At 72.3% G+C, this 21308-nt stretch carries 21 protein-coding genes and 1 riboswitch; of the genes, 12 read left to right on the top strand and 9 right to left on the bottom strand.

Annotated elements, in window-relative coordinates:
- Window positions 1-99: 99 nt before the first annotated feature.
- Complete coding sequence (locus ACIF9R_RS08510) at window positions 100-2205, top strand: HelD family protein (protein WP_399976106.1); 2106 nt, start codon at window positions 100-102, stop codon at window positions 2203-2205.
- Between the two features lie 179 nt (window positions 2206-2384).
- On the opposite strand, the gene ACIF9R_RS08505 is transcribed toward ACIF9R_RS08510, so the two are convergent.
- Together ACIF9R_RS08505 and ACIF9R_RS08500 are read right to left on the bottom strand one after the other, a co-directional pair.
- Window positions 2385-3074, bottom strand: coding sequence for a copper homeostasis protein CutC (locus ACIF9R_RS08505; RefSeq protein ID WP_399976104.1), 690 nt, complete (start codon window positions 3072-3074; stop codon window positions 2385-2387).
- Between the two features lie 162 nt (window positions 3075-3236).
- The gene (locus ACIF9R_RS08500; RefSeq protein WP_399976102.1) at window positions 3237-3920 is read right to left on the bottom strand and encodes a maleylpyruvate isomerase family mycothiol-dependent enzyme; all 684 of its coding nucleotides are present in this window, start codon (window positions 3918-3920) and stop codon (window positions 3237-3239) included.
- Between the two features lie 47 nt (window positions 3921-3967).
- Between ACIF9R_RS08500 and ACIF9R_RS08495 the strand changes: the two genes are divergently transcribed.
- Together ACIF9R_RS08495 and ACIF9R_RS08490 are read left to right on the top strand one after the other, a co-directional pair.
- Complete coding sequence (locus ACIF9R_RS08495) at window positions 3968-4630, top strand: hypothetical protein (protein ID WP_399976099.1); 663 nt, start codon at window positions 3968-3970, stop codon at window positions 4628-4630.
- A 10-nt stretch (window positions 4631-4640) separates the two neighbouring features.
- The gene (locus tag ACIF9R_RS08490) at window positions 4641-5726 is read left to right on the top strand and encodes a GNAT family N-acetyltransferase (RefSeq protein ID WP_399976096.1); all 1086 of its coding nucleotides are present in this window, start codon (window positions 4641-4643) and stop codon (window positions 5724-5726) included.
- On the opposite strand, the gene ACIF9R_RS08485 is transcribed toward ACIF9R_RS08490, so the two are convergent.
- Entirely contained in the window at window positions 5708-5986 is a 279-nt protein-coding gene (locus tag ACIF9R_RS08485; RefSeq protein WP_399976094.1) for a DUF4031 domain-containing protein, read from the bottom strand. The genes ACIF9R_RS08490 and ACIF9R_RS08485 overlap by 19 nt on opposite strands.
- Entirely contained in the window at window positions 5983-6387 is a 405-nt protein-coding gene (locus ACIF9R_RS08480; protein ID WP_399976091.1) for a hypothetical protein, read from the bottom strand. Before ACIF9R_RS08480 ends, ACIF9R_RS08485 begins: the two co-directional genes overlap by 4 nt.
- A 56-nt stretch (window positions 6388-6443) precedes the next feature.
- On the opposite strand from ACIF9R_RS08480, the gene ACIF9R_RS08475 reads away from it, so the two are divergent.
- From ACIF9R_RS08475 to ACIF9R_RS08465, 3 genes are all read left to right on the top strand, one after another.
- A complete protein-coding gene (locus ACIF9R_RS08475) occupies window positions 6444-7409 on the top strand; it encodes a MurR/RpiR family transcriptional regulator (protein WP_399976089.1) in 966 nt (321 codons plus the stop codon).
- Window positions 7410-7693: 284 nt separating this feature from the next.
- Complete coding sequence (gene murQ, locus ACIF9R_RS08470) at window positions 7694-8635, top strand: N-acetylmuramic acid 6-phosphate etherase (RefSeq protein ID WP_399976087.1); 942 nt, start codon at window positions 7694-7696, stop codon at window positions 8633-8635.
- Window positions 8636-8689: 54 nt separating this feature from the next.
- Window positions 8690-9259, top strand: a complete 570-nt coding sequence (locus ACIF9R_RS08465) for a hypothetical protein (RefSeq protein WP_399976085.1) — start codon at window positions 8690-8692, stop codon at window positions 9257-9259.
- 91 nt (window positions 9260-9350) lie between these two features.
- Here ACIF9R_RS08465 and groL read toward each other — a convergent pair whose 3' ends face one another.
- From groL to thrC, 4 genes are all read right to left on the bottom strand, one after another.
- Window positions 9351-10973: a chaperonin GroEL gene (groL, locus tag ACIF9R_RS08460; RefSeq protein ID WP_399976082.1), complete on the bottom strand. Its 1623-nt coding sequence runs from the start codon at window positions 10971-10973 to the stop codon at window positions 9351-9353.
- 360 nt (window positions 10974-11333) lie between these two features.
- Window positions 11334-11537: a cold-shock protein gene (locus tag ACIF9R_RS08455; protein WP_004929928.1), complete on the bottom strand. Its 204-nt coding sequence runs from the start codon at window positions 11535-11537 to the stop codon at window positions 11334-11336.
- Between the two features lie 444 nt (window positions 11538-11981).
- The gene (locus tag ACIF9R_RS08450) at window positions 11982-12257 is read right to left on the bottom strand and encodes a MoaD/ThiS family protein (RefSeq protein WP_399976078.1); all 276 of its coding nucleotides are present in this window, start codon (window positions 12255-12257) and stop codon (window positions 11982-11984) included.
- A 107-nt stretch (window positions 12258-12364) separates the two neighbouring features.
- Entirely contained in the window at window positions 12365-13663 is a 1299-nt protein-coding gene (gene thrC / locus ACIF9R_RS08445; RefSeq protein ID WP_399976075.1) for a threonine synthase, read from the bottom strand.
- 18 nt (window positions 13664-13681) lie between these two features.
- A riboswitch (SAM riboswitch) is annotated at window positions 13682-13829 on the bottom strand.
- Between the two features lie 136 nt (window positions 13830-13965).
- Here thrC and ACIF9R_RS08440 point away from each other — a divergent pair.
- The 3 genes from ACIF9R_RS08440 to otsB all read left to right on the top strand — a co-directional run bounded on the left by ACIF9R_RS08440 (window position 13966) and on the right by otsB (window position 17561).
- A complete protein-coding gene (locus ACIF9R_RS08440) occupies window positions 13966-14937 on the top strand; it encodes a glucosyl-3-phosphoglycerate synthase (protein WP_399976072.1) in 972 nt (323 codons plus the stop codon).
- 80 nt (window positions 14938-15017) lie between these two features.
- Window positions 15018-16436 carry a trehalose-6-phosphate synthase gene (locus ACIF9R_RS08435; RefSeq protein ID WP_399976070.1) on the top strand — a complete coding sequence of 473 codons (1419 nt, stop codon included), beginning with the start codon at window positions 15018-15020 and terminating at the stop codon, window positions 16434-16436.
- A gap of 255 nt (window positions 16437-16691) precedes the next feature.
- Complete coding sequence (gene otsB, locus ACIF9R_RS08430; protein WP_399976068.1) at window positions 16692-17561, top strand: trehalose-phosphatase; 870 nt, start codon at window positions 16692-16694, stop codon at window positions 17559-17561.
- Between the two features lie 145 nt (window positions 17562-17706).
- Here otsB and ACIF9R_RS08425 read toward each other — a convergent pair whose 3' ends face one another.
- Window positions 17707-17970 (bottom strand): DUF3263 domain-containing protein, encoded by a 264-nt coding sequence (locus tag ACIF9R_RS08425; protein WP_399976065.1) that lies wholly within the window; start codon window positions 17968-17970, stop codon window positions 17707-17709.
- Window positions 17971-18127: 157 nt separating this feature from the next.
- On the opposite strand from ACIF9R_RS08425, the gene ACIF9R_RS08420 reads away from it, so the two are divergent.
- The 3 genes from ACIF9R_RS08420 (at window position 18128) to ACIF9R_RS08410 (ending at window position 21298) form a co-directional block, all read left to right on the top strand.
- Window positions 18128-19105 carry an ROK family protein gene (locus ACIF9R_RS08420; protein ID WP_399976062.1) on the top strand — a complete coding sequence of 326 codons (978 nt, stop codon included), beginning with the start codon at window positions 18128-18130 and terminating at the stop codon, window positions 19103-19105.
- A complete protein-coding gene (gene nagA / locus ACIF9R_RS08415) occupies window positions 19105-20250 on the top strand; it encodes an N-acetylglucosamine-6-phosphate deacetylase (RefSeq protein ID WP_399976059.1) in 1146 nt (381 codons plus the stop codon). The genes ACIF9R_RS08420 and nagA overlap by 1 nt, the downstream gene beginning before the upstream one ends.
- Before the next feature lie 118 nt (window positions 20251-20368).
- The gene (locus tag ACIF9R_RS08410) at window positions 20369-21298 is read left to right on the top strand and encodes a 1-phosphofructokinase family hexose kinase (RefSeq protein ID WP_399976056.1); all 930 of its coding nucleotides are present in this window, start codon (window positions 20369-20371) and stop codon (window positions 21296-21298) included.
- Window positions 21299-21308: the final 10 nt, after the last annotated feature.

Here is a 21308-nt window from a genome sequence, read left to right as displayed (position 1 = left end):
CTCACGGAGCGCCGCCGTCCGGACGGAAACCGGCCGGTACACGGAAACCGACCGGTATTCCGCAGCAGTCCCCGCAGCAGGCCCCCGGGAGGCACCCCCTTGTCCGCGTCCACGCCCGTAGACGAACCCCTCGACGTTCCCGATTTTGCGGGCGACGGCCCGCTCGCCCGCGAACGCTCCCACCTCGCCGCGTCCCGCTCCGCGCTGCGCGCCATGCGCGAGGACGTCGAGGCGCTCGACATCAGCGATGTCACCGCGAACTGGGTCAACGCGGCCGTCCTGCAGCGCCAGATCGAGGAGCGCGTCAAGGCGCTGGCCGACCTCAGCGGCACCCCGCTGTTCTTCGGCCGCCTCGACTACCTGCACGCGCCCGGCGCCGAGGGAGCGGAAGGCGCGGAAGGGGAACGCCCGCAGCCGGAGGCTGCTTATCAAACACTGCACATCGGACGCCGGCATGTGCACGACGCGGACGGCGACCCGATGGTGATCGACTGGCGCGCGCCGGTGTCACAGCCGTTCTACCGGGCGTCCAAGAAGGAGCCGCTGGACATCGCGCTGCGCCGCCGCTTCGGCTACACCGGCGGCGACCTCACCGCGTACGAGGACGAGCACCTCTCCGACCCGGCCGAGGCGGCGACCACCAGCAAGCTGCTCCAGCAGGAGATCGAGCGTCCGCGCGTCGGCCCGATGCGGGACATCGTCGCGACCATCCAGCCCGAGCAGGACGAGATCGTACGGTCCGGCCTCTCGGGCAGTGTGTGCGTGCAGGGAGGACCCGGGACCGGCAAGACGGCCGTCGGTCTGCACCGGGTGGCGTATCTGCTGTACGCGCACCGCGAGCGGCTGGCCCGCGCCGGCACCCTGGTCGTCGGGCCGAACCGGTCGTTCCTGCACTACATCGAGCAGGTGCTCCCGGCGCTGGGCGAGCTGACCGTCGCGCAGGCCACCGTGGACGACCTGGTGGCGCATGTCGAGGTGCGCGGGACGGACGACGCGCCGGCGGCGGTGGTGAAGGGCGACGCCCGGATGGCGCAGGTCCTGCGCAGGGCGCTCTACTCCCACGTCACAATGCCCACCGAGCCGGTCGTGGTCGTCCGCGGCTCCCGCCGGTGGCGGCTGCCGGCGTACGAACTGGAGGAGCTGGTCCAGCAGTTGCTCGACCGCGACATCCGCTACGGCGCCGCCCGCGAGGCCCTTCCGCAGCGCGTCGCGCACGCGGTGCTGGTGCAGATGGAGCGGGCCGGTGAGGCGCCGGACGATCGCGTCCAGGACGCGGTGGCGCGCAACGCCGCGGTGAACGCGGCGGTGAAGGCGGTCTGGCCGGCGGTCGACCCGGCGAAGCTGGTGCTGCGGCTGCTGGGCGACCCGGAGTTCCTCGCGGAGCACGCGGCGGGCCTGCTCGACGAGCAGGAGCAGAGAGCGATCCTGTGGGCGAAGCCCGCCCGCTCGGTGAAGTCGGCGAAGTGGTCACTCGCCGACGCGGTCCTGATCGACGAGGCGGCCGACCTCGTCCGGCGCACGCACTCCCTCGGGCATGTGGTGCTCGACGAGGCGCAGGACCTGTCCCCCATGCAGTACCGCGCGGTGGGCCGGCGCTGCACGACCGGTTCGGCGACGGTCCTCGGCGACCTGGCCCAGGGCACCACCCCGTGGGCGACCCGCAGTTGGCAGGAGGCCCTGCTCCACCTGGGCAAACAGGACGCGGTGATCGAGGAGTTGACGGCGGGTTTCCGTGTCCCGACGGACGTCATCGGCTACGCCTCCCGCCTCCTCCCGCACATCGCGCCCGGTCTGACCCCGGTGGCGTCGATCCGCGAGAACCCCGGCTTCTTCGAGGTCCGCCGGTCCGGGGGAACGGACGACGTGGTGTCCGCGTGCCGCGAACTCCTCGGCCACGAGGGCTCGGTGGGCCTGATCGCGGCGGACACCGACATCCCGGAGCTGGCCCAGGCCCTGACTGCGGCGGGGATCACCTTCATCGCCCCCGGGGAGGAGACCACCCACGCCACCCGCCTGACCCTGGTCCCGGCCTCCCTGGCGAAGGGCCTGGAGTACGACTACGTGCTCCTGCACGAACCCCGCGCGGTGGTCGCCGCCGAACCCGACGAACGCACCGGCCTGCGCCGCCTGTACGTCACCCTGACCCGAGCGGTCTCCGGCCTGATCGTGACCCACACAACCCCCTTGCCCCACCAACTGACCTGACGATCCCCACCTCGCCGCAGGCAGTCGGCCCCACCGTTCCCGCAGGCAGTCGGCCCCACCGTTCCCGCGGGCAGTCGTGCCGCAGGGCGGCACGGGTGGGCGCGACGGCACCCCGCAAGCGCCGGGCTGCGCAACACCCCCCGCCCAGCGACATCCCCCAGGGACCAAGCAACAGCGGCTCAGTCCCCCAACACCCGCCGCCACCGTGCAACCGCATCCGCGCGAACCGGCCCGCCCCACCCCTCCGGCCGAGCCGCCCCACCAATATGGAAGGCATCGATCCCGGCATCCAACAACCCCGGCACATGCTCCAACCGCAACCCACCCCCCACCAGCAACTGCTGCTCGTACCCCGGCTCCCCCCGCCGCCCCGCCTCCGCGAGCAGCGTCGGCAGCCCCACGTCCACTCCCTCCGCCGCCCCGGCCGTCAGGTAGGTGTCCAGCCCGGGAAAGTCCGCGAGCTGCTTGCGCACCGCCCACCGGTCGGCGGCCCGGTCGATCGCCCGGTGGAACGTCCACCGGCACCCCTCCAGCGCCCGGGCGACCCGCTCCACCGCCTCCAGATCCACCCCGCCCCCGGCGTCGAGGAACCCGAGCACGAACTGCTCCGCCCCGGCAGCACGCATCTCACCCGCGACCCGCGCCAGCCGCTCCACATCACCGGCGGCGAATCCGTCCGCGAGCCGCAGCATCACCCGCACCGGAATGTCCACAGCCGCCCGGATCCGCGCGACGGTCGCCGCGGCCGGTGTGAGTCCGTCCGCCGCCATGTCGGTGACCAGCTCGAGGCGGTCCGCACCTCCGGCCTGGGCGGCCACCGCGTCCTCGACATCGAGGGCGATCACCTCCAGGACTGCACGCTTGCTCATGGGACCCCATTCATCGGGCTAGGTCGGGCTCGGCGGGCTGAAGCCGCCGGCTGCCGGGCGCCGGCGGCTACAGGACATGCCTGTCCACTACAGGTCTAGTCCAATCCAGCCTACGCCCGACCACCCCGACAGGGCTCCCCCACCCCCGCGAGGGACCGCGCGTCAGTCCCCGAAGATGTTCAGCTCCGCAGCCTCCACCCCGGCCAGCTCGTACGAGGCGGCCCCGTCCAGCGGGCGTCCCGCGTACAGCCGTACGAGCGTCGGACCGTCGCCGATGAAGCGGGCCGGGGGACGCTCCCCCGTGGTGTCGCCCAGCCGCAGCGGCTCGTCGGCGTCGTCGAGGTCGGCGTGCAGGGGAAGATGCTTCCGCCGGATCGTGACCTGCCCCAGCAGGTCCAGCGCGTACGGCAGCCCCGCGCCCGCGTACGCGCCGGGCTCACCGAGCGCGACCCGCACATCCCCGGCGTGCACCCACTCGCCGAGCGCGAGGACGTCCAGCAGCCCGCCCGCCCGGGCGATCAGCGGACCGGCCTCGGTCATGCCGTGCTCCAGCTCGTCCATGACCCGGGCATGGGTCCACCCGGCCCGCTCGGCGATGTCCCGCTCGTTGCTCTCGGGCGAGAACACACCCTCCTCGAACCGGCTCTCCACCACCCGGGACAGCGCCGCCGAGCAGTGCGCCAGCACATCCCGCACCGTCCACGCCGGACACGCCGGCACCGGCAGCGCGAAGTCCGCGTCGTTCCTCCCCCGCAGCAGCGGGATCAGCGCGTCCCGCTCGACGGTCAGCAGCCGCCCGGGCAGCTCGGGGTCTCGTACGTTCCGCACATCCGCAGGAGTCGTCATGCCGTCCACGCTAGTGGGGACGGGCGCGCGGTGAGGACAATGAGGAGATGGCCGACACCGAAGTCCTGCGTGCCCGTTTCGCCCGTGCCCTGGAAGGGGCCCGCGGGCCCGGCGGCGGTCCCGATCCGTCGCCGTACGCCGAGAACCTGCTCGGCCGCTGGCAGGAACCGCAGCGGCACTACCACACGCTCACCCATCTCACGGCGGTCCTCGACCACGTCGACGAGCTGGCGGACCGGGCCGTGGACCCGGACGTCGTACGGCTGGCGGCCTGGTTCCACGACGCCGTGTACCTGCCGGACCGGTCCGAGAACGAGGAGCGTTCCGCCCGGCTCGCCGAGCGCGCCCTCCCTGAGGCCGGGGTGCCGGCGGCGAAGACCGCCGAGGTCGCCCGGCTGGTGCGGCTCACCGTCACGCACGATCCGGCCGACGACGACCGCGACGGCCAGGTGCTGTGCGACGCCGACCTCGCGATCCTCGCCGCGTCGCCGTCGTCGTACGCCGCCTACACCGCCGCCGTCCGTGAGGAGTACTCCTTCGTGCCGAACGACGCCTTCCGGGCGGGCCGCGCCGAGGTGCTGCGCCAACTCCTCGCCCTGCCGAGGCTGTTCCGTACGCCGTACGGGCAGGAGCACTGGGAGGCCACCGCCCGGTACAACATGCGCGGCGAACTGGAAATGCTGTCGACCACGCCCCTGTCACCGTCCTAGCCTGCCCCGCATGCGTGCTGTGGGAGCGGAACAGGTGGAGGAAGCCGTCGCGGGTTGCGTGGCGGCGCTGGGGGCGGTCACCGACCGGGACTGGAGGGGGGCCGCGGCCGGACGGCTGGAGTGGGACTGCCGGAGGACGGCGGAGCACATCGCAAGCGATCTCATCGCGTACGCGGGCCAGCTCGCCGGCCGGGCGCAGGACGCGTACACGCCCTTCGAGATCACCCTCGACGGCAGTGACGACGGTCTGGACCCCGCCGACAACGAGGGCGTCCTCCAGGTGATCACCACGACCGGTGCGCTGCTTGCCGCCGCCGTCCGCACCACCCCGCGCGCGGTCCGCGCGTTCCACCCGTACCCGTTCCGGCACGCGAACCGCGAGGGCTTCGCCGCCATGGGTGTGGCGGAGGTGCTGCTGCACACGCACGACATCGCCGAAGGGCTGGGGATCGGCTACGAGCCGCCCGCCGAGCTGGCCTCCTTCGTCCTGACCCGGATCTTCCCGCGGGTGCGGCCCGGCGCCACCCCGTGGCGGACGCTGCTGTGGGCCACCGGACGCGGCGACCTTCCCGGGCGGGAGCCCGTCACCGCCTGGCGCTGGAGCAACAACCCGGTGCACCGGTCGCAGCGGCTCACCCTGGAGGGCGTCACCCCGGCGACCGCCGCCGACCTGTCCCTGGCGGGTGACGGCGGCTACGAGTGGGTCGGCGGCGCCGCCGCCGACGGCACGCGCGAGGGCGCCGGAATCATGGTCAAGCAGTACGAGGAAGGCGAGTTCCACCCGGAGTGGGGCATGTATGTGCTGGTCCGCCGCGACGACGACCGCGCGGTGGGCGCGATGGGCTTCCACGCGGCCCCCGACGCCGACGGCCGCGTGGAGATCGGCTACGACCTCGTGGCGGGCGCCCGCGGCCACGGTTACGCCACCGAGGCACTGCGCACCCTGTCGCGCTGGGCGCTGGAGCAGGACGCCGTACGGACCGTGGTCGCCGTCGTGGAGCGGGGGAACGAGCCCTCGCGGGGGGTCGTCGCACGGGCCGGTTTCGTCCAGGTCTGCGAGGACGGGGGCCGGCTGACCTACGAACTGCGGGGCTGAGCCGCCCTCTTGCGCCGCCGCAGTCCTGCCCCGTGCAGCAGCACCACCACCTCGCGGCTGCTGACCTCGAGCGCCCCGGCGCGCACCGCGTCCGCGTACCGGTGCTGGGGGATGTCGTAGTGGTCGCGTTCGAAGGCGCGGCGGGGCACGCCCAGGCCGGCGGCGAAGGTGTGCAGTTCGGCGTAGGAGATGTCGCTGACGAGGTGGGACCACATCCGGCCGTGGCCCGGCCAGGTGGGCGGGTCGATGTACACGGTCACGCGGACCCCGCCACGCCGAGGCCGCCCACGGCGGCGACCTTCACGCCCGCCTTGTGGCACACCCAGTGCGGGTCCGGGCCGAGTTCGGGCTCCACCTCCAGGGCGTGCGGGTCACCGGTGGGGCACACGGGGCACAGCGGCCAGCGGCCGTACCGCTCCAGCAGGGCGTCCTGGACGTCCTGGGCGACCAGCCCGGCGAGGAACCCGGCGCCCTCGGGCCACTGCTCGACCCACCAGCGCCGGTGCGTCACGGAGTCCTCGACCAGGGACACCACGTCCGCCTCGGCGACCTCGCGCGCGACCAGATCGGCCAGCACGAGGGCGCGGGCCGCGTGCAACGCTTGTTCGAGAGGGGCGAGTGGGCGGGCGGCGGGTTCGCCGTGGGGGTGCTGGGGGTCCATGTCCCCATTGTGCGCACTCTTGACCCCGGGACCCTGCTGAAAATATCTTTCACCGTGTGACCGATGAAGTGAAGGAAATTTCCGGGAGGGGTCCGCGCACCACTCCCTCACCTCCCGCACCTCCCGCGCCTCCCGCCCCGCCCGCGCCCGCCGCCCTCGCGGCCAAGGTGCGCACGCTGGCTCCGTCGATGACCCGTTCCATGCAGCGGGTCGCCGAGGCCGTCGCCGACGACCCGGCCGGCTGCGCGGCCCTCACGGTCACCGGACTCGCCGAACTCACCGGCACCAGCGAGGCCACCGTCGTCCGCACCGCCCGGCTGCTCGGCTACCCCGGCTACCGCGACCTGCGCCTCGCCCTGGCCGGACTCGCCGCCCAGCAGCAGTCCGGGCGGGCACCCGCCATCACCACGGACATCGCGGTGGACGACCCCATAGCCGACGTCGTGTCCAAGCTCGCCTACGACGAGCAGCAGACCCTCGCCGACACCGCGGCCGGACTCGACACCGTGCAGCTCGCCGCCGCCGTGACCGCCCTGGCCGGCGCCCGCCGCACGGATGTGTACGGGGTCGGCGCGTCGGGGCTCGTCGCCCAGGACCTCACCCAGAAACTGCTGCGCATAGGCCTGCTGGCGCACGCCCACAGCGACCCGCATCTCGCCGTCACCAACGCGGTGCAGCTCCGCTCGGGTGACGTGGCGATCGCCATCACCCACTCCGGATCGACCGGGGACGTCATAGAGCCGCTCCGGGTGGCCTTCGAGCACGGGGCCACGACGGTGGCGGTCACCGGCCGCCCGGACAGCGCCGTCACGCAGTACGCCGACCACGTCCTGACCACCTCCACGGCCCGCGAGAGCGAGCTGCGCCCGGCCGCGATGTCCTCCCGGACGGGGCAACTGCTGGTGGTGGACTGCCTGTTCGTGGGCGTCGCCCAGCGGACGTACGAGGCGGCGGCGCCGGCGCTGGCCGCTTCGTACGAGGCTCTCGCGCATCGGCACCGGGTGCTCCGCAAAGGGCCGTGAAGGGTGCGCCGGCGTCGTCGGACCGCGGGCGACCCGTGGCCGATCACGCCCCCGCGGCGAAGCCGCACGTCGACAGAGCCCCGCGCCCCTGAGTGTGCCGCCGACCCGAAACCGGAAAGACCACCCATGCCGAATCCCTGACCACCGCAAACGCCGTCAAGGCGCCTCGGCGTCGTCGGCCGCGGGCGACCCGTGGCCGATCACGCCCCCGCGGCGAAGCCGCATATCGACAGAGCCCCGCGCCCCCGGGCAAGTCGCCCCACCCCGAATCGGAAAATTCACCCATGCCTTCTGCCTCCCACCACCGCGTCCTGCGCGCCCAACTGGAGTCGCTGACCACCGAGGCACACCGGCCGGAGCTGGCCGATGTCGACCGGTTGCCCACTGTTGAGATCGCCCGGCTGATGAACCGGGAGGACGCCTCGGTGGCCGGTGCCGTGGCCGGGCAGGTGCCCCTGATCGCCGCCGCGATCGACGCCGTCGCCGCGCGGATGGCCCGCGGCGGACGGCTGGTCTACGCGGGCGCGGGCACCGCCGGACGGCTGGGCGTGCTGGACGCCTCCGAGTGCCCGCCGACGTTCAACACCGACCCCGCGCGGGTCGTCGGCCTGATCGCGGGCGGCCCGGACGCCATGGTCACCTCGGTGGAGGGCGCCGAGGACTCCCGAGAACTGGCCGAGTCCGACCTCGCCGCGCTGAAACTGACCGCCGACGACACGGTGGTCGGCATCTCCGCCTCCGGCCGCACCCCGTACGCGATCGGCGCCGTCGCCTACGCCCGCGCACACGGGGCCCTCACCGTGGGCCTGGCCTGCAACCGGGGCAGCGCGCTGGCGGCCGCGGCCGAGCACGGCATCGAGGTCGTCGTGGGCCCGGAGTTCCTCACCGGCTCCACCCGTCTCAAGGCCGGCACGGCCCAGAAGCTCGTCCTGAACATGCTGTCGACGATCACGATGATCCGGCTGGGCAAGACGTACGGGAACCTGATGGTCGACGTCCGCGCCTCGAACGAGAAGCTGCACGCCCGCTCCCGCCGTATCGTCGCGCAGGTGACGGGAGCGGACAACGAAGCCGTCGAGCGTGCCCTGTCCGCCACGGACGGCGAGGTCAAGAACGCGATCCTGGTCCTGCTGGCCGGCGTGGACGGCCCCACCGCCACCCGTCTCCTCGCGGAGTCCGACGGCCACCTGCGCGAGGCGCTGGCAGCGGCAGCGGCAGCGGGCTGACCCGGGGAACCCCGGGATGGATACTGGACCTGTCCCCCACCTGGAGCACCCACCATGAACCACGCGCAGCTCACCGCCCTGGGCCGGGCCCTGCGGGTCCTGGGTGAGCACGGCGAGTCGCTGTCCGCCGACACCCTGGACGCCAAGCTGCACGAAGTGAAGGACGATCTGCGGCGGGCCCTGGACCTGCTGGAGGAGACCGTCACCACGGCCGTACCCAGCACGCGCTGCGCGGAGCACCCCACCGGACCGGTCGACGAGAGCGCCCCCGACCTGTGCCTGCTCTGCGAGACCCGGCGCCGCACCGCCCGCCGCGCCGAGTTCAACGGCCCCGCCCCGCAGGCCCCGGCCGCCGAACCCGCCCCGTCCCGGTACGGGATGCGCGCCGACCGGCCGCAGCCGCAGCAGCGCTGGCTGCCGGAACTGTGGAACGGACAGGCGTGGCAGCTGTGCGGAACCCCGCGCCGGGACCGGCGCGAGGCCGAGTTGTTCATCGTGGCACAGCGGCGCGGGCCCCGGCCCGCCATGGCGTACCGGATCGTGCACGAGTTCACCGACTACGAGGTACTGCGCGTGTGGGGCACGCCCGTCAGAATCGACATCGAACCCCTGGGCAACCTCTGACCCACCCCGCCGCAACGCCCGAGGGCGGCACCCCCCTGCGCAGGGGGGTGCCGCCCTCGTCACGCTACGGACGGATCCGATCCTCGAGGGATCAGAAGTCCATGTCACCGCCCGGCATGCCGCCGCCGGCCGGAGCCGCGGCCTTCTCCGGCTTGTCGGCGATGACGGCCTCGGTGGTGAGGAACAGCGCGGCGATGGAGGCGGCGTTCTGCAGAGCGGAACGGGTCACCTTCGCCGGGTCGATGATGCCCTCGGCGATCATGTCGACGTACTCACCGGTCGCGGCGTTCAGACCGTGGCCGACCTGGAGGTTGCGGACCTTCTCCACGACGACGCCGCCCTCGAGACCACCGTTGACGGCGATCTGCTTCAGCGGGGCCTCCAGGGCGAGCTTCACGGCGTTGGCGCCGGTCGCCTCGTCACCCTCGAGCTCCAGCTTGTCGAAGACCTGGGAGGCCTGCAGCAGGGCCACGCCACCACCGGCGACGATGCCCTCCTCGACGGCCGCCTTGGCGTTGCGCACGGCGTCCTCGATGCGGTGCTTGCGCTCCTTGAGCTCCACCTCGGTGGCGGCACCGGCCTTGATGACCGCGACACCGCCGGCGAGCTTCGCCAGGCGCTCCTGCAGCTTCTCGCGGTCGTAGTCCGAGTCGCTGTTGTCGATCTCGGCGCGGATCTGGTTGACACGGCCCTGGACCTGGTCGGCCGAGCCGGCACCGTCGACGATGGTGGTCTCGTCCTTGGTGATGACGACCTTGCGGGCCTTGCCCAGCAGGTCGAGCGTCGCGTTCTCCAGCTTGAGGCCGACCTCCTCGGAGATGACCTCGCCGCCCGTGAGGATGGCGATGTCGCCGAGCATGGCCTTGCGGCGGTCGCCGAAGCCGGGGGCCTTGACGGCGACGGACTTGAAGGTGCCGCGGATCTTGTTGACCACCAGGGTCGACAGGGCCTCGCCCTCGACGTCCTCGGCGATGATCAGCAGCGGCTTGCCGCCCTGCATGACCTTCTCCAGCAGCGGGAGCAGGTCCTTGACGTTGGAGATCTTGGAGTTCGCGATCAGGATGTACGGGTCGTCGAGGACGGCCTCCATACGCTCCATGTCGGTGGCGAAGTACGCCGAGATGTAGCCCTTGTCGAAGCGCATACCCTCGGTGAGCTCCAGCTCAAGACCGAAGGTCTGGGACTCCTCGACGGTGATGACGCCTTCCTTGCCGACCTTGTCCATGGCCTCGGCGATGAGCTCGCCGATCTGGGTGTCGGCGGCGGAGATGGAGGCCGTGGAGGCGATCTGCTCCTTGGTCTCGACATCCTTCGCCTGCTCGAGCAGGGCGCCGGAGACGGCCTCGACGGCCTTCTCGATGCCGCGCTTGAGGGCCATCGGGTTGGCGCCGGCGGCTACGTTGCGCAGGCCCTCCTTGACCAGGGCCTGGGCGAGAACGGTCGCGGTGGTCGTACCGTCACCGGCGACGTCGTCCGTCTTCTTGGCGACTTCCTTGACCAGCTCGGCGCCGATCTTCTCGTACGGGTCCTCGAGCTCGATCTCCTTGGCGATGGACACACCATCGTTGGTGATCGTGGGAGCGCCCCACTTCTTCTCGAGGACGACGTTGCGGCCCTTGGGGCCGAGCGTCACCTTGACGGCGTCCGCGAGCTGGTTCATGCCGCGCTCGAGGCCGCGCCGCGCCTCCTCGTCGAACGCGATGATCTTGGCCATGTGAAGTGGTCCCTCCAGGACTGGGGGTGATTCCTTCGGACCGCGCCCGCGCCCGCGACGGACGGCTCGCCGACCCTGTGGTTCCTTGCCCCACACGGTCCGCGGGCCTCACCGACCCGGTCCTTCGTTGTCACTCTCACCTTCAGAGTGCTAACGCAATGATTAGCACTCGACCCATGCGAGTGCAAGCGCCTATGGGGAGTACACGGGGCGCTCAGCCGCGCGCGAACACCGGCCGCGGCGCTGTGCGGGCACGGCGAAGGCCGGCACCCCGGCGCTGTGCGGGCACGGCGAAGGGCCCGCACCCCGGGAGGTGCGGGCCCTTCGTCAGCAGAAGATGCTTGCTGGTTGTGAGCGCGTTCAGGCGCTGAGACGAACCATGTCGGCCTGCGGGCCCTTCTGACCCTGCGAGATCTCGAACTCGACCCGCTGGCCTTCTTCGAGGGTGCGGTAGCCGTCCATCTGAATCGCGCTGTAGTGGACGAAAACATCCGCACCACCGTCGACCGCGATGAAGCCGTACCCCTTCTCCGCGTTGAACCACTTGACGGTGCCCTGAGCCATGCCTAACTCCCCTATTACTGGCCCTTGCACAGATCCGCACTTCGCGAATCCGGGTCAGACCTCACCCCCCAACGGTTGGGGGCGTGCGCCGGAACGCGTCGACCGCGGCTGAATGTATCTGCCCAACTGCCGTCTGCAACAGGTCAGTCGGACGAGAAATCTGGACGACACCGGTCCGGAATCTGGCGAGAATTCACACGATCTCAGGGCAAGTCGGGCCGGACAAAGGTCGCAAATGCCGCGAAGGGCGCCCGCACTTTGGCTACATCCAGTCGGGCGTACGGCAGGAATTCACGGTCCTCGATCAGTGGATCGGGAGCGCGTTCCCCAACTCTACCGCGCTCAACCCCATGGAATTGCCCCCTCCGCATCTCTCACGGAGGGGGCGAAGTCCTCAACCCTCGGTAACGGCGATGACCGATGGTAATGAACCGACGGTAATGATCAGCCGCCGGCGACCGCCGGGATGATCGACACGGATGCGCCGTCCGGGGTGGCCGTCTCGAGCCCCTGCTCGAACCGCACGTCGTCGTCATTGACGTAGACGTTGACGAACCGGCGCAGCTTGCCCTGGTCGTCCAGGACCCGGGCGGCGATCCCGGTGTGGTTCTTCTCCAGATCCGAGACGACCTCGGCGAGGGTCGCGCCTTCGGCACTCACCTCGGCCTTGCCGCCGGTGTAGGTACGCAGGATGGTCGGGACCCGAACAGTGACGCTCACAACAAAACCTCCGGTCAGGTGACGCCCCTGGGGGGGCGGGACTGCAGGGACATGCGGCTCCGCCGCGCGGGCGCGGGCGGCCACGACGGCGCCGGGGACGGAACGGCTCAGCCGAGCCCGGCCTCACGGAACGACTCCAGGGTGGGACGAATGGTCGCGGTCATCCCGGTGCCGGCCACCGCGTCCAGCGTCTTGAGCCCGTCCCCCGTGTTCAGCACGACCGTGGTCAGCGACGGGTCGAGCGCCCCGCTCTCGAGAAGCTTCCTGGTGACTCCCACGGTCACACCCCCTGCGGTCTCCGCGAAGATCCCCTCGGTCCGCGCCAGCAGCTTGATCGCGTCGACGACCTGATCGTCGTTGACGTCCTCGACCGCACCACCCGTGCGCCGGGCGATGTCCAGCACGTACGGCCCGTCCGCCGGGTTCCCGATCGCCAGCGACTTGGCGATCGTGTCCGGCTTCTGCGGACGGACGACGTCGTGCCCGGCCTTGTACGCCGTGGAGACCGGCGAGCAGCCCTCCGCCTGCGCCCCGAAGATCTTGTACGGCTTGTCCTCGACGAGACCGAGCTTGATCAGCTCCTGCAGTCCCTTGTCGATCTTCGTGAGCTGCGAGCCGGAGGCGATCGGGATGACGATCTGGTCGGGGAGGCGCCATCCCAGCTGCTCGCAGATCTCGTACGCGAGGGTCTTGGACCCCTCCGCGTAGTACGGCCGCAGGTTGACGTTGACGAAGCCCCAGCCTTCGCCGGCCGAGTCGCCGATCAGCTCGGAGCAGAAACGGTTCACGTCGTCGTAGTTGCCCTCGATGCCGACGAGCTCACCGCCGTAGACGGCGGCCATGACGACCTTGCCCTGCTCCAGGTCGTGCGGGATGAACACACAGGAGCGGAAGCCGGCCCGGGCGGCGGCGGCACCGACCGCGCCGGCGAGGTTCCCGGTGGAGGAGCAGGACAGGGTGGTGAAGCCGAAGGCGCGGGCGGCCTCGATGGCCTGGGCGACGACGCGGTCCTTGAAGGAGTGCGTCGGGTTGCCGGAGTCGTCCTTGACGAACAGCTTGCCGGGGTCGACGCCGAGTTCCCGCGCGAGGTTGTCGGCCTGGACGAGCTTGGTCCAGCCGGGGTTGATGTTCGGCTTGGTCGCCACGTCCGCCGGAACGGGCAGCAGGGGGGCGTAGCGCCAGATGTTCGCGGGTCCCGCTTCGATCCGCTTGCGGAGCTCTTCGGTGTCGTACGCCGAGAAGTCGTAGGCGATCTCCAGCGGGCCGAAACACTCCTCGCAGGCGAAGACCGGGCCGAGGGGGACGCGGTGCCCGCATTCGCGACAGGAGAGCGCGGTGGCGGGGCCCAGGTCGACGGCGTTCGCGGCGGCGGATCCGGGGGTGTCTTCAGCAGTCTGCACAGCCATGTGAGGCGAGGCCCTTTCTCCTCATCTTCCTCACGACGCATCTCGCCGTGAGACGGATTTGGCACCTTCCCTAGCCGGGAGCCTCGCCACGTCCGCGTGACAGGAACCGACTGGAGGGTTGCCGGGGCTTCATCGGGCCGTATCCCTCTGCCCCTCTGGATGAGCGGTGTTCAGTTGTGGGCTCGACGACCCCGGCATGCGAAGGTCATCGGCGTTGTTCAAGACTGTAACCGAGGCCCGGAGGGTCGAGACAGTCCGTCCGAACCGCGAGATGGATCACAGGCAGTGAGGAGCCGGGGAGCGTGCTGGAAGAAGTCGAGCGCTGGCTGACCGACCGCTCCTGGTCCGTGGCGGACCGCCCGCTCCACCGGATCCTGGCGGCGAAACGTGCCACGGGGCAGACGGTGAGCGTGGTCCTGCCCGCGCTGAACGAGGAGGCGACGGTCGGCGCCATCGTGTCGGCGATCCGGCACGACCTGATGCTCCAGGTCCCGCTGGTCGACGAGGTCGTGGTGATCGACTCGGGTTCGACCGACCGCACGGCCGAGGCGGCCGCGGCGGCGGGCGCGACGGTGGTGCACCGGGACGCGGTCCTGCCCCGGATACCGGCGGTGCCCGGCAAGGGCGAGGTGCTGTGGCGGTCGCTGCTGGTCACCCGGGGCGACATCGTGTGCTTCGTCGACGCGGACCTCAGGGAGTTCTCCTCCGACTTCGTCTCCGGCATCGTCGGCCCGCTGCTGACCGAGCCGGACGTCCACCTGGTCAAGGCGATGTACGACCGTCCCCTCACGATGTCCGACGGACACGCCCCGGGCGCGATCGCCGCCGGGCAGGGCGGCCGGGTCACGGAGCTGATGGCCCGCCCGCTGCTGAACATGCACTGGCCCCAGCTGGCCGGTTTCGTCCAGCCGCTCGGCGGCGAGTACGCGGCCCGCCGCTCCCTCCTCGAACAGCTCCCCTTCCCCGTCGGGTACGGCGTCGAGCTCGGCATGCTGGTCGACGCCCTGCACCTGGTGGGCCTGGACGCGCTGGCCCAGGTCGACGTCGGGGTGCGCAAGCACCGGCACCAGGACGGCCAGGCCCTCGGCCGGATGGCCGCCGCGATCTACCGCACCGCCCAGCTGCGGCTGGCCCGCGGCCACCTGATCCGGCCGTCGCTCACCCAGTTCGAACGCACGGGTGCCACCTTCGAACCCCGTACCTACTCCGTCGACACGGAGGAACGCCCCCCGATGGCGGACATCGCGGAGTACCAGGAGCGGCGGGTGGCCTGACCCACGGCGCGTGACCGAATCGCCGCCGTGGTGCGCGAAGACACGTTTGAGGTTCCGGGGGCCGGGCTAGGTTGTGGCGTATGGCTTCAAGCTTCGGTGCTGCTCAGGTGCTGGTCGCCTCCAATCGGGGGCCGGTCTCGTACGAGGTTCTGGACGACGGGTCGCTGCGGGCGAAGCGGGGCGGTGGCGGGCTGGTGTCCGGACTGTCGGCGATCGGGCCGGAGGCCGGCGCGCTGTGGGTCTGCTCGGCGCTGTCCGACGGCGACCGCGAGGCCGTACGGCGCGGAGCCGGCGAGGACGGCGTGCGGATGCTGGACATCCCGGCGGACGTCCACGCGGACGCGTACAACGGGATCGCCAACTCGGTGCTGTGGTTCGTGCACCACATGCTGTACCAGACCCCGGTGGAGCCGGTCTTCGACGCGGAGTTCCGCCGCCAGTGGGCCTCGTACGAGAGCTACAACCGCGCGTTCGCCGAGGCACTGGCCGAGGAGGCGGCGCCGGGCGCGGCGGTCCTGGTACAGGACTACCACCTGACCCTCGTCCCCCGGATGCTCCGCGAGCTCCGCCCCGACCTGCGCATCGGGCACTTCTCGCACACGCCGTGGGCCCCGCCGGAGTACTTCGCGATGCTGCCCGACGACATCGCACGGCAGGTGCTGGGCGGCATGCTGGGCGCCGACCGGCTCGGCTTCCTCACCCACCGCTGGGCGGACGCGTTCACCGCGTGCTGCGAACGGTTCACGGACGGGCCCGGGCACACGGAGGTCGGGGTGCACGGTCTCGGCGCGGATGCGGACTTCCTGCGCGCCCGCGCCCGCGAGGCGGACGTCGAGGAACGGATCGCGGTACTGCGGGAGGAGATCGGCACGGCACCCGACGGCCACCCGCGCCGGGCGATCGTCCGGGTGGACCGCACCGAGCTGTCGAAGAACATCGTGCGCGGCCTGCTGGCGTACCGGCAGCTCCTGGACGACCGCCCCGAGTGGCACGAGCGGGTGGTGCATGTCGCCTTCGCCTACCCCTCCCGGCAGGACCTCGCCGTGTACCGCGACTACACGGCCGAGGTCCAGAAGGTCGCGGAGGAGATCAACGAGCGGCACGGCACACCCGGCTGGCGGCCGGTCGTCCTGCACGTCAGGGACGACTTCGCGCGCTCGCTCGCCGCGTACCGGCTGGCGGACGTGGCCCTGGTCAACCCCATCCGCGACGGCATGAACCTGGTCGCCAAGGAGGTCCCGGTCGTCTCCGAAGCGGGCTGCGCGCTGGTGCTGTCGCGGGAGGCGGGCGCCCACGAGGAACTGGGCGAGGACGCGATCACGGTCAACCCGTACGACGTCGTCGAGACGGCCGGCGCCCTGCACGAGGCCCTGACCATGAACCCGGACGAGCGCACCGAGCGCACCAAGCGCCTGGCGGCGTCGGCGACGGCACTCCCCCCGGCCCGCTGGTTCCTGGACCAGCTGACCGCGCTGCGCGCCATGCGGCCTTCCACCTGACCGTCCCCCGACCACACCGAACACCCGGCGGCACCGGCGACGGCACTGCCCCGGCACGCCGATTCCCGGACCAACCGAACGTCCGAGGAGCCGGGCCCCGGCCGCCCCGACCGGCCGGGCACGTGCCTGCGCGATGTCCGGACAGCCACGCCCCACCGGCCGCACACCCCGCGGACGCCACGACACGACCTCCCGCGCGGAGTGCCGGACGGCGCGCAGGCGTGCACGGGGCCGACCGTGGATAGGTTGGGCAGTATGGCCAGCCATACGGATTCCACGGACCCGAACGCCACGCCGACGCCGACGCCGACCACGCAGGCCGGACGGGAAGGGCTCGACGCGCTGCTCTCCCACCCGGGCACGGCGCTGATCGGGCTCGACTTCGACGGAACGCTCGCGCCGATCGTGGCCGATCCCGAGCAGGCCCGCGCACACCCCGACGCGGTGCCCGCGCTCGCCGCGCTCGCCCCGAAGGTCGCCGCGGTCGCGGTCGTCACGGGCCGGCCCGCGAGTGTCGCGGTCCGCAACGGCGGCTTCGCGGGCGTCCCCGGTCTGGAGCACCTCGTCGTTCTCGGCCACTACGGCGCCGAGCGGTGGGACGCCGGGACGGGGACGGTCACCGCGCCCGCCCCGCCCCCCGGAGTCGCCGCCGCCCGCGCGGAGCTGCCGGGGCTGCTCGACCGGGCCGGGGCGGGGCAGGGCACATGGATCGAGGAGAAGGGCGGCCGGGCGGTCGCCGTCCACACCCGCCGGGCCGCCGATCCGCAGGCCGCGTTCGAGGCCCTGCGCGAGCCGCTCACCGACCTCGCCACCCGGCACGGCCTGGTCGTCGAGCCCGGCCGCATGGTTCTGGAGCTGCGCCCGCCCGGCATGGACAAGGGCGTCGCCCTGCTGGAGTACGCCCGGGAGATCGGCGCCGGTTCGGTCCTCTACGCCGGGGACGACCTGGGCGACCTCGCCGCCTACTCGGCCGTCGACAAACTCCGCGCGACCGGCACCCCCGGCCTCCTCGTCTGCAGCGGCAGCAACGAGGTCACGGAGCTCCGCGACCGCGCCGACGTGGTGACCGACGGCCCGTCCGGCGTCGTACGGCTGCTGCGGACCCTGGCGGCGAAAATCCCGTAACTCCCAACAGCCCGTCCGGCGCTTGAGGACGAGGCCCGAAGGGCCGACAGGGGGTCCGGGGGGCGCAGCCCTCCGGGGACGGGAAAGGGAAGGGGCGGCGGGGGCGAAACCTCTGGGGCAACCAACACAGCCCGCCCCCATCTCCTCACCGCTCCGCGCGACGCGACTCCCGCACCCGCCGCAGGCGGTTGACCGTGACCGGGTCATGAGCGAGGGCCCGCGGATCGTCCAGCAGGGCGTTGAGCAGCTGGTAGTAGCGCACCGGCGCCAGCCCCAGCTCTTCCCTGATCGCACGCTCCTTCACACCGGGCCCGGCAAAGCCCCGGCGTTCCAGCGCGAGGATGTCCCACTCTCGCCGGGCCAGCCCGCCGCTGGCCTCGTACCGCTCCTCGTCGTCCCCCTGATCCATGTGCCGCAGGCTACTCCGCGCTCGCCGCGCGCAGGGCATGGCCGCGGCCTGGGCCCGGTGCCCCCGCACCATCCGAAATTTTTCGACAGTCGGAATAAGGTCCATACCAAGCGAGTGGACTAGACCTCTTACCGGTCCGGGGGCCACACTGTTCCACGTGAAACACGTCATCGCCCTCGATGTGGGCGGCACCGGGATGAAGGCCGCCCTGGTCGGGGCGGACGGCGGGCTGCTGCACCAGGCCCGCCGGCCCACCGGCCGCGAGCGCGGCCCGGACGCGGTCGTCGCGGAGATCCTCGACTTCGCCGCGGAGTTGCGCGCCCACGGAATCGACCGGCACGGCACGTCCCCGTCCGCCGCCGGTGTCGCCGTTCCCGGGATCGTCGACGAGACGGCGGGCATCGCCGTCCACGCGGTCAACCTCGGCTGGCGCGACGTCCCGCTGCGCGCACTGCTCACCGAGCGGCTCGGCGGCATCCCCGTCGCCCTCGGCCACGACGTGCGCACCGGCGGCCTCGCCGAGGGGCGCATCGGAGCCGGCCGGGGCGCCGACCGCTTCCTCTTCGTGCCGCTGGGCACCGGTATCGCCGGCGCCATCGGCATCAACGGCCGGGTCGAGGCGGGCGCGCACGGCTTCGCCGGGGAGATCGGCCACATCGTCGTACGGCCCGGGGGCACTCCCTGCCCGTGCGGGCAGCGCGGCTGCCTGGAACGGTTCGCCTCCGCCGCGGCGGTGAGCGAGGCGTGGGCCGCGGCCTGCGGCGACCCGGGCGCGGACGCCGCGGACTGCGCCAAGGCCGTCGAGGCCGGGGACGTACGGGCCCGTCAGGTGTGGCAGGAGGCGGTGGACGCGCTCGCCGACGGGCTGGTCACCGCGCTCACCCTGCTGGACCCCCGGGCGCTGATCATCGGTGGCGGGCTCGCCGAGGCGGGGGAAACCTTGTTCACACCGCTGCGGGAGGCCGTCCGGCGGCGGGTCACCTTCCAGAAGCTCCCGTCCCTGGTCCCCGCGGCCCTCGGGGACACCGCCGGATGTCTGGGCGCGGGACTGCTCGCCTGGGACCTGATCGCCGACGCCACCACTGCCCCCTCGCGCCGTTCGTCTCCCTCGTCTCCCTCGGAGGTAACCACCTGATGGCCCCCACCAAGGTTCTCACCGGTGCCCGGGTGGTCCTGCCCGCCGGGACCGTGGACGACGGACGCGTGATCGTCGAGGGCACGCGGATCGCGGACACGGCGCCCGCCGATTCCGAGACGGTCGACGTGTCCGGTCACTGGCTGGTCCCCGGTTTCGTCGACCTCCACAACCACGGTGGCGGCGGGGCGTCCTTCGCCGGCGGCACCGCCGAGGACGTCCTCCAGGGCGTCCGCACCCACCGCGTGCACGGCACCACGACGGTGGTCGCCTCCGCCGTCACCGGCGACCTGGACTTCCTCGCCCGGCACGCCGGGATGCTGGCGGAGCTGGCCCAGCAGGGCGACATCGCCGGCATCCACTTCGAGGGGCCGTTCATCTCCCCCTGCCGCAAGGGCGCACACGACGAGCAACTGCTGCGCGACCCCGACCCGGCCGAGGTGCGCAAGCTGATCGACGCGGCGCACGGGCAGGCGAGGATGATGACGCTGGCCACCGAACTGCCGGGCGGCCTGGACTCCGTACGGCTGCTCGCCGAGCAGGGCGTGATCGCGGCCGTCGGGCACACGGACGCGACCTACGAGCAGACCGTCGAGGCCATCGCCGCTGGCGCGACCGTCGCCACCCACCTGTTCAACGCGATGCCCCCGCTGGGCCACCGCGCCCCGGGTCCGATCGCGGCCCTGCTGGAGGACGAGCGGGTCACCGTCGAGCTGATCAACGACGGCACCCATCTGCATCCTGCCGCGCTCCAGCTCGCCTTCCATCACGCGGGACGGGAACGGGTCGCCTTCATCACCGACGCGATGGACGCGGCCGGCTTCGGCGACGGCCGTTACATGCTGGGCACGCTGGAGGTCGAGGTCGCGGAGGGGGTGGCCCGGCTGGTGGAGGGCGGCTCGATCGCCGGCTCCACGCTCACCCTGGACCGCGCCTTCAAGCGGGCGGTGACGGTGGACGGGCTGCCCGTCGAGGATGTCGTCGCGGCGATCTCCGCCAACCCGGCGCGGCTGCTCGGCCTGGACGAACGGATCGGCTCCCTGGAGCCCGGAAAGGACGCCGACCTGGTGATTCTGGACGCCGGGTTCGACCTGGTGGGCGTGATGCGCCGCGGAGAATGGGTGGTCGATCCCCAACTGGGCTGATCCGTCCGCCGGTCGCGGGAGGCGGCCGGTCCAGGGGGTGGGCCGACCGCCGTCCGTTTGGCATGATCGTGCCGCCGGTACAGATAAAGGCGCAGGCGGCAAGGGGGAGGTCGGTCCGGTGATCCTCACGGTCACGTTGAACACCGCGCTCGACATCACCTATCGCATACCGTCCCTGCGGCCGGGGTCCTCCCACCGGGTCTCCGAGGTGACGGAGCGCCCCGGCGGCAAGGGCGTCAACGTGGCCCGGGTCCTCGCCGCCCTCGGCCATGAGGTGACCGTCACCGGCTTCTCCGGCGGCACGACGGGACGCGTCCTGCGCGAGAGACTCACCGAGGTCCCGCGCCTGACGGACGCTCTGGTCCCCGTCTCCGGCACGACCCGGCGCACCATAGCCGTCGTCGACGCACGCTCCGGAGACACCACCCAGCTCAACGAGCCCGGCCCCGCCGTCAGCCACGCCGAGTGGTCCGCGTTCCAGGAGGTGTACGAGGATCTGCTGGCCTCCGCCTCGGCGGTGGCCCTGTGCGGCAGCCTGCCCCCGGGTGTCCCGGTGGGCGCGTACGCGAGCCTGATCCGCACCGCCCGCGCGGCCGGGGTCCCGACCCTCCTCGACACCAGCGGCTCGGCGCTGCGCCGGGGGGTCGCGGGCCGCCCCGACATCCTCAAGCCCAACGCGGACGAACTGGCGGAGCTCACCGGCTCCCACGAGCCGCTCCGGGCCACCCAGGACGCCCGCCGCCGGGGCGCCGGCACGGTGGTCGCCTCCCTGGGCCCGCAGGGCCTCCTCGCGCTCACCCCGGACGCCCGCTGGCGCGCCACCCCGCCCACCGGCCTCCACGGCAACCCGACCGGCGCAGGCGACTCGGCGGTCGCGGGCCTGCTGTCGGCCCTGGTCGAACACCAGCCCTGGCCGACCCGCCTGTCCCGCGCGGTCGCCCTGTCAGCGGCGACGGTCCTGTCCCCGGTGGCCGGCGAGTTCGACCGCGCGGCCTACGAGGAGTTGCTGGACAAAGTCGTGGTGACCGGCAAAGCCACCGCGGCCTGACGTCTGTGCG

The sequence above is a fragment of the Streptomyces sp. NPDC086080 genome, from assembly GCF_044540255.1.
Lineage (GTDB): Bacteria > Actinomycetota > Actinomycetes > Streptomycetales > Streptomycetaceae > Streptomyces.
Note: the sequence above shows the minus strand (reverse complement) of the source record. Positions and strands in the feature narration are given on the sequence as shown.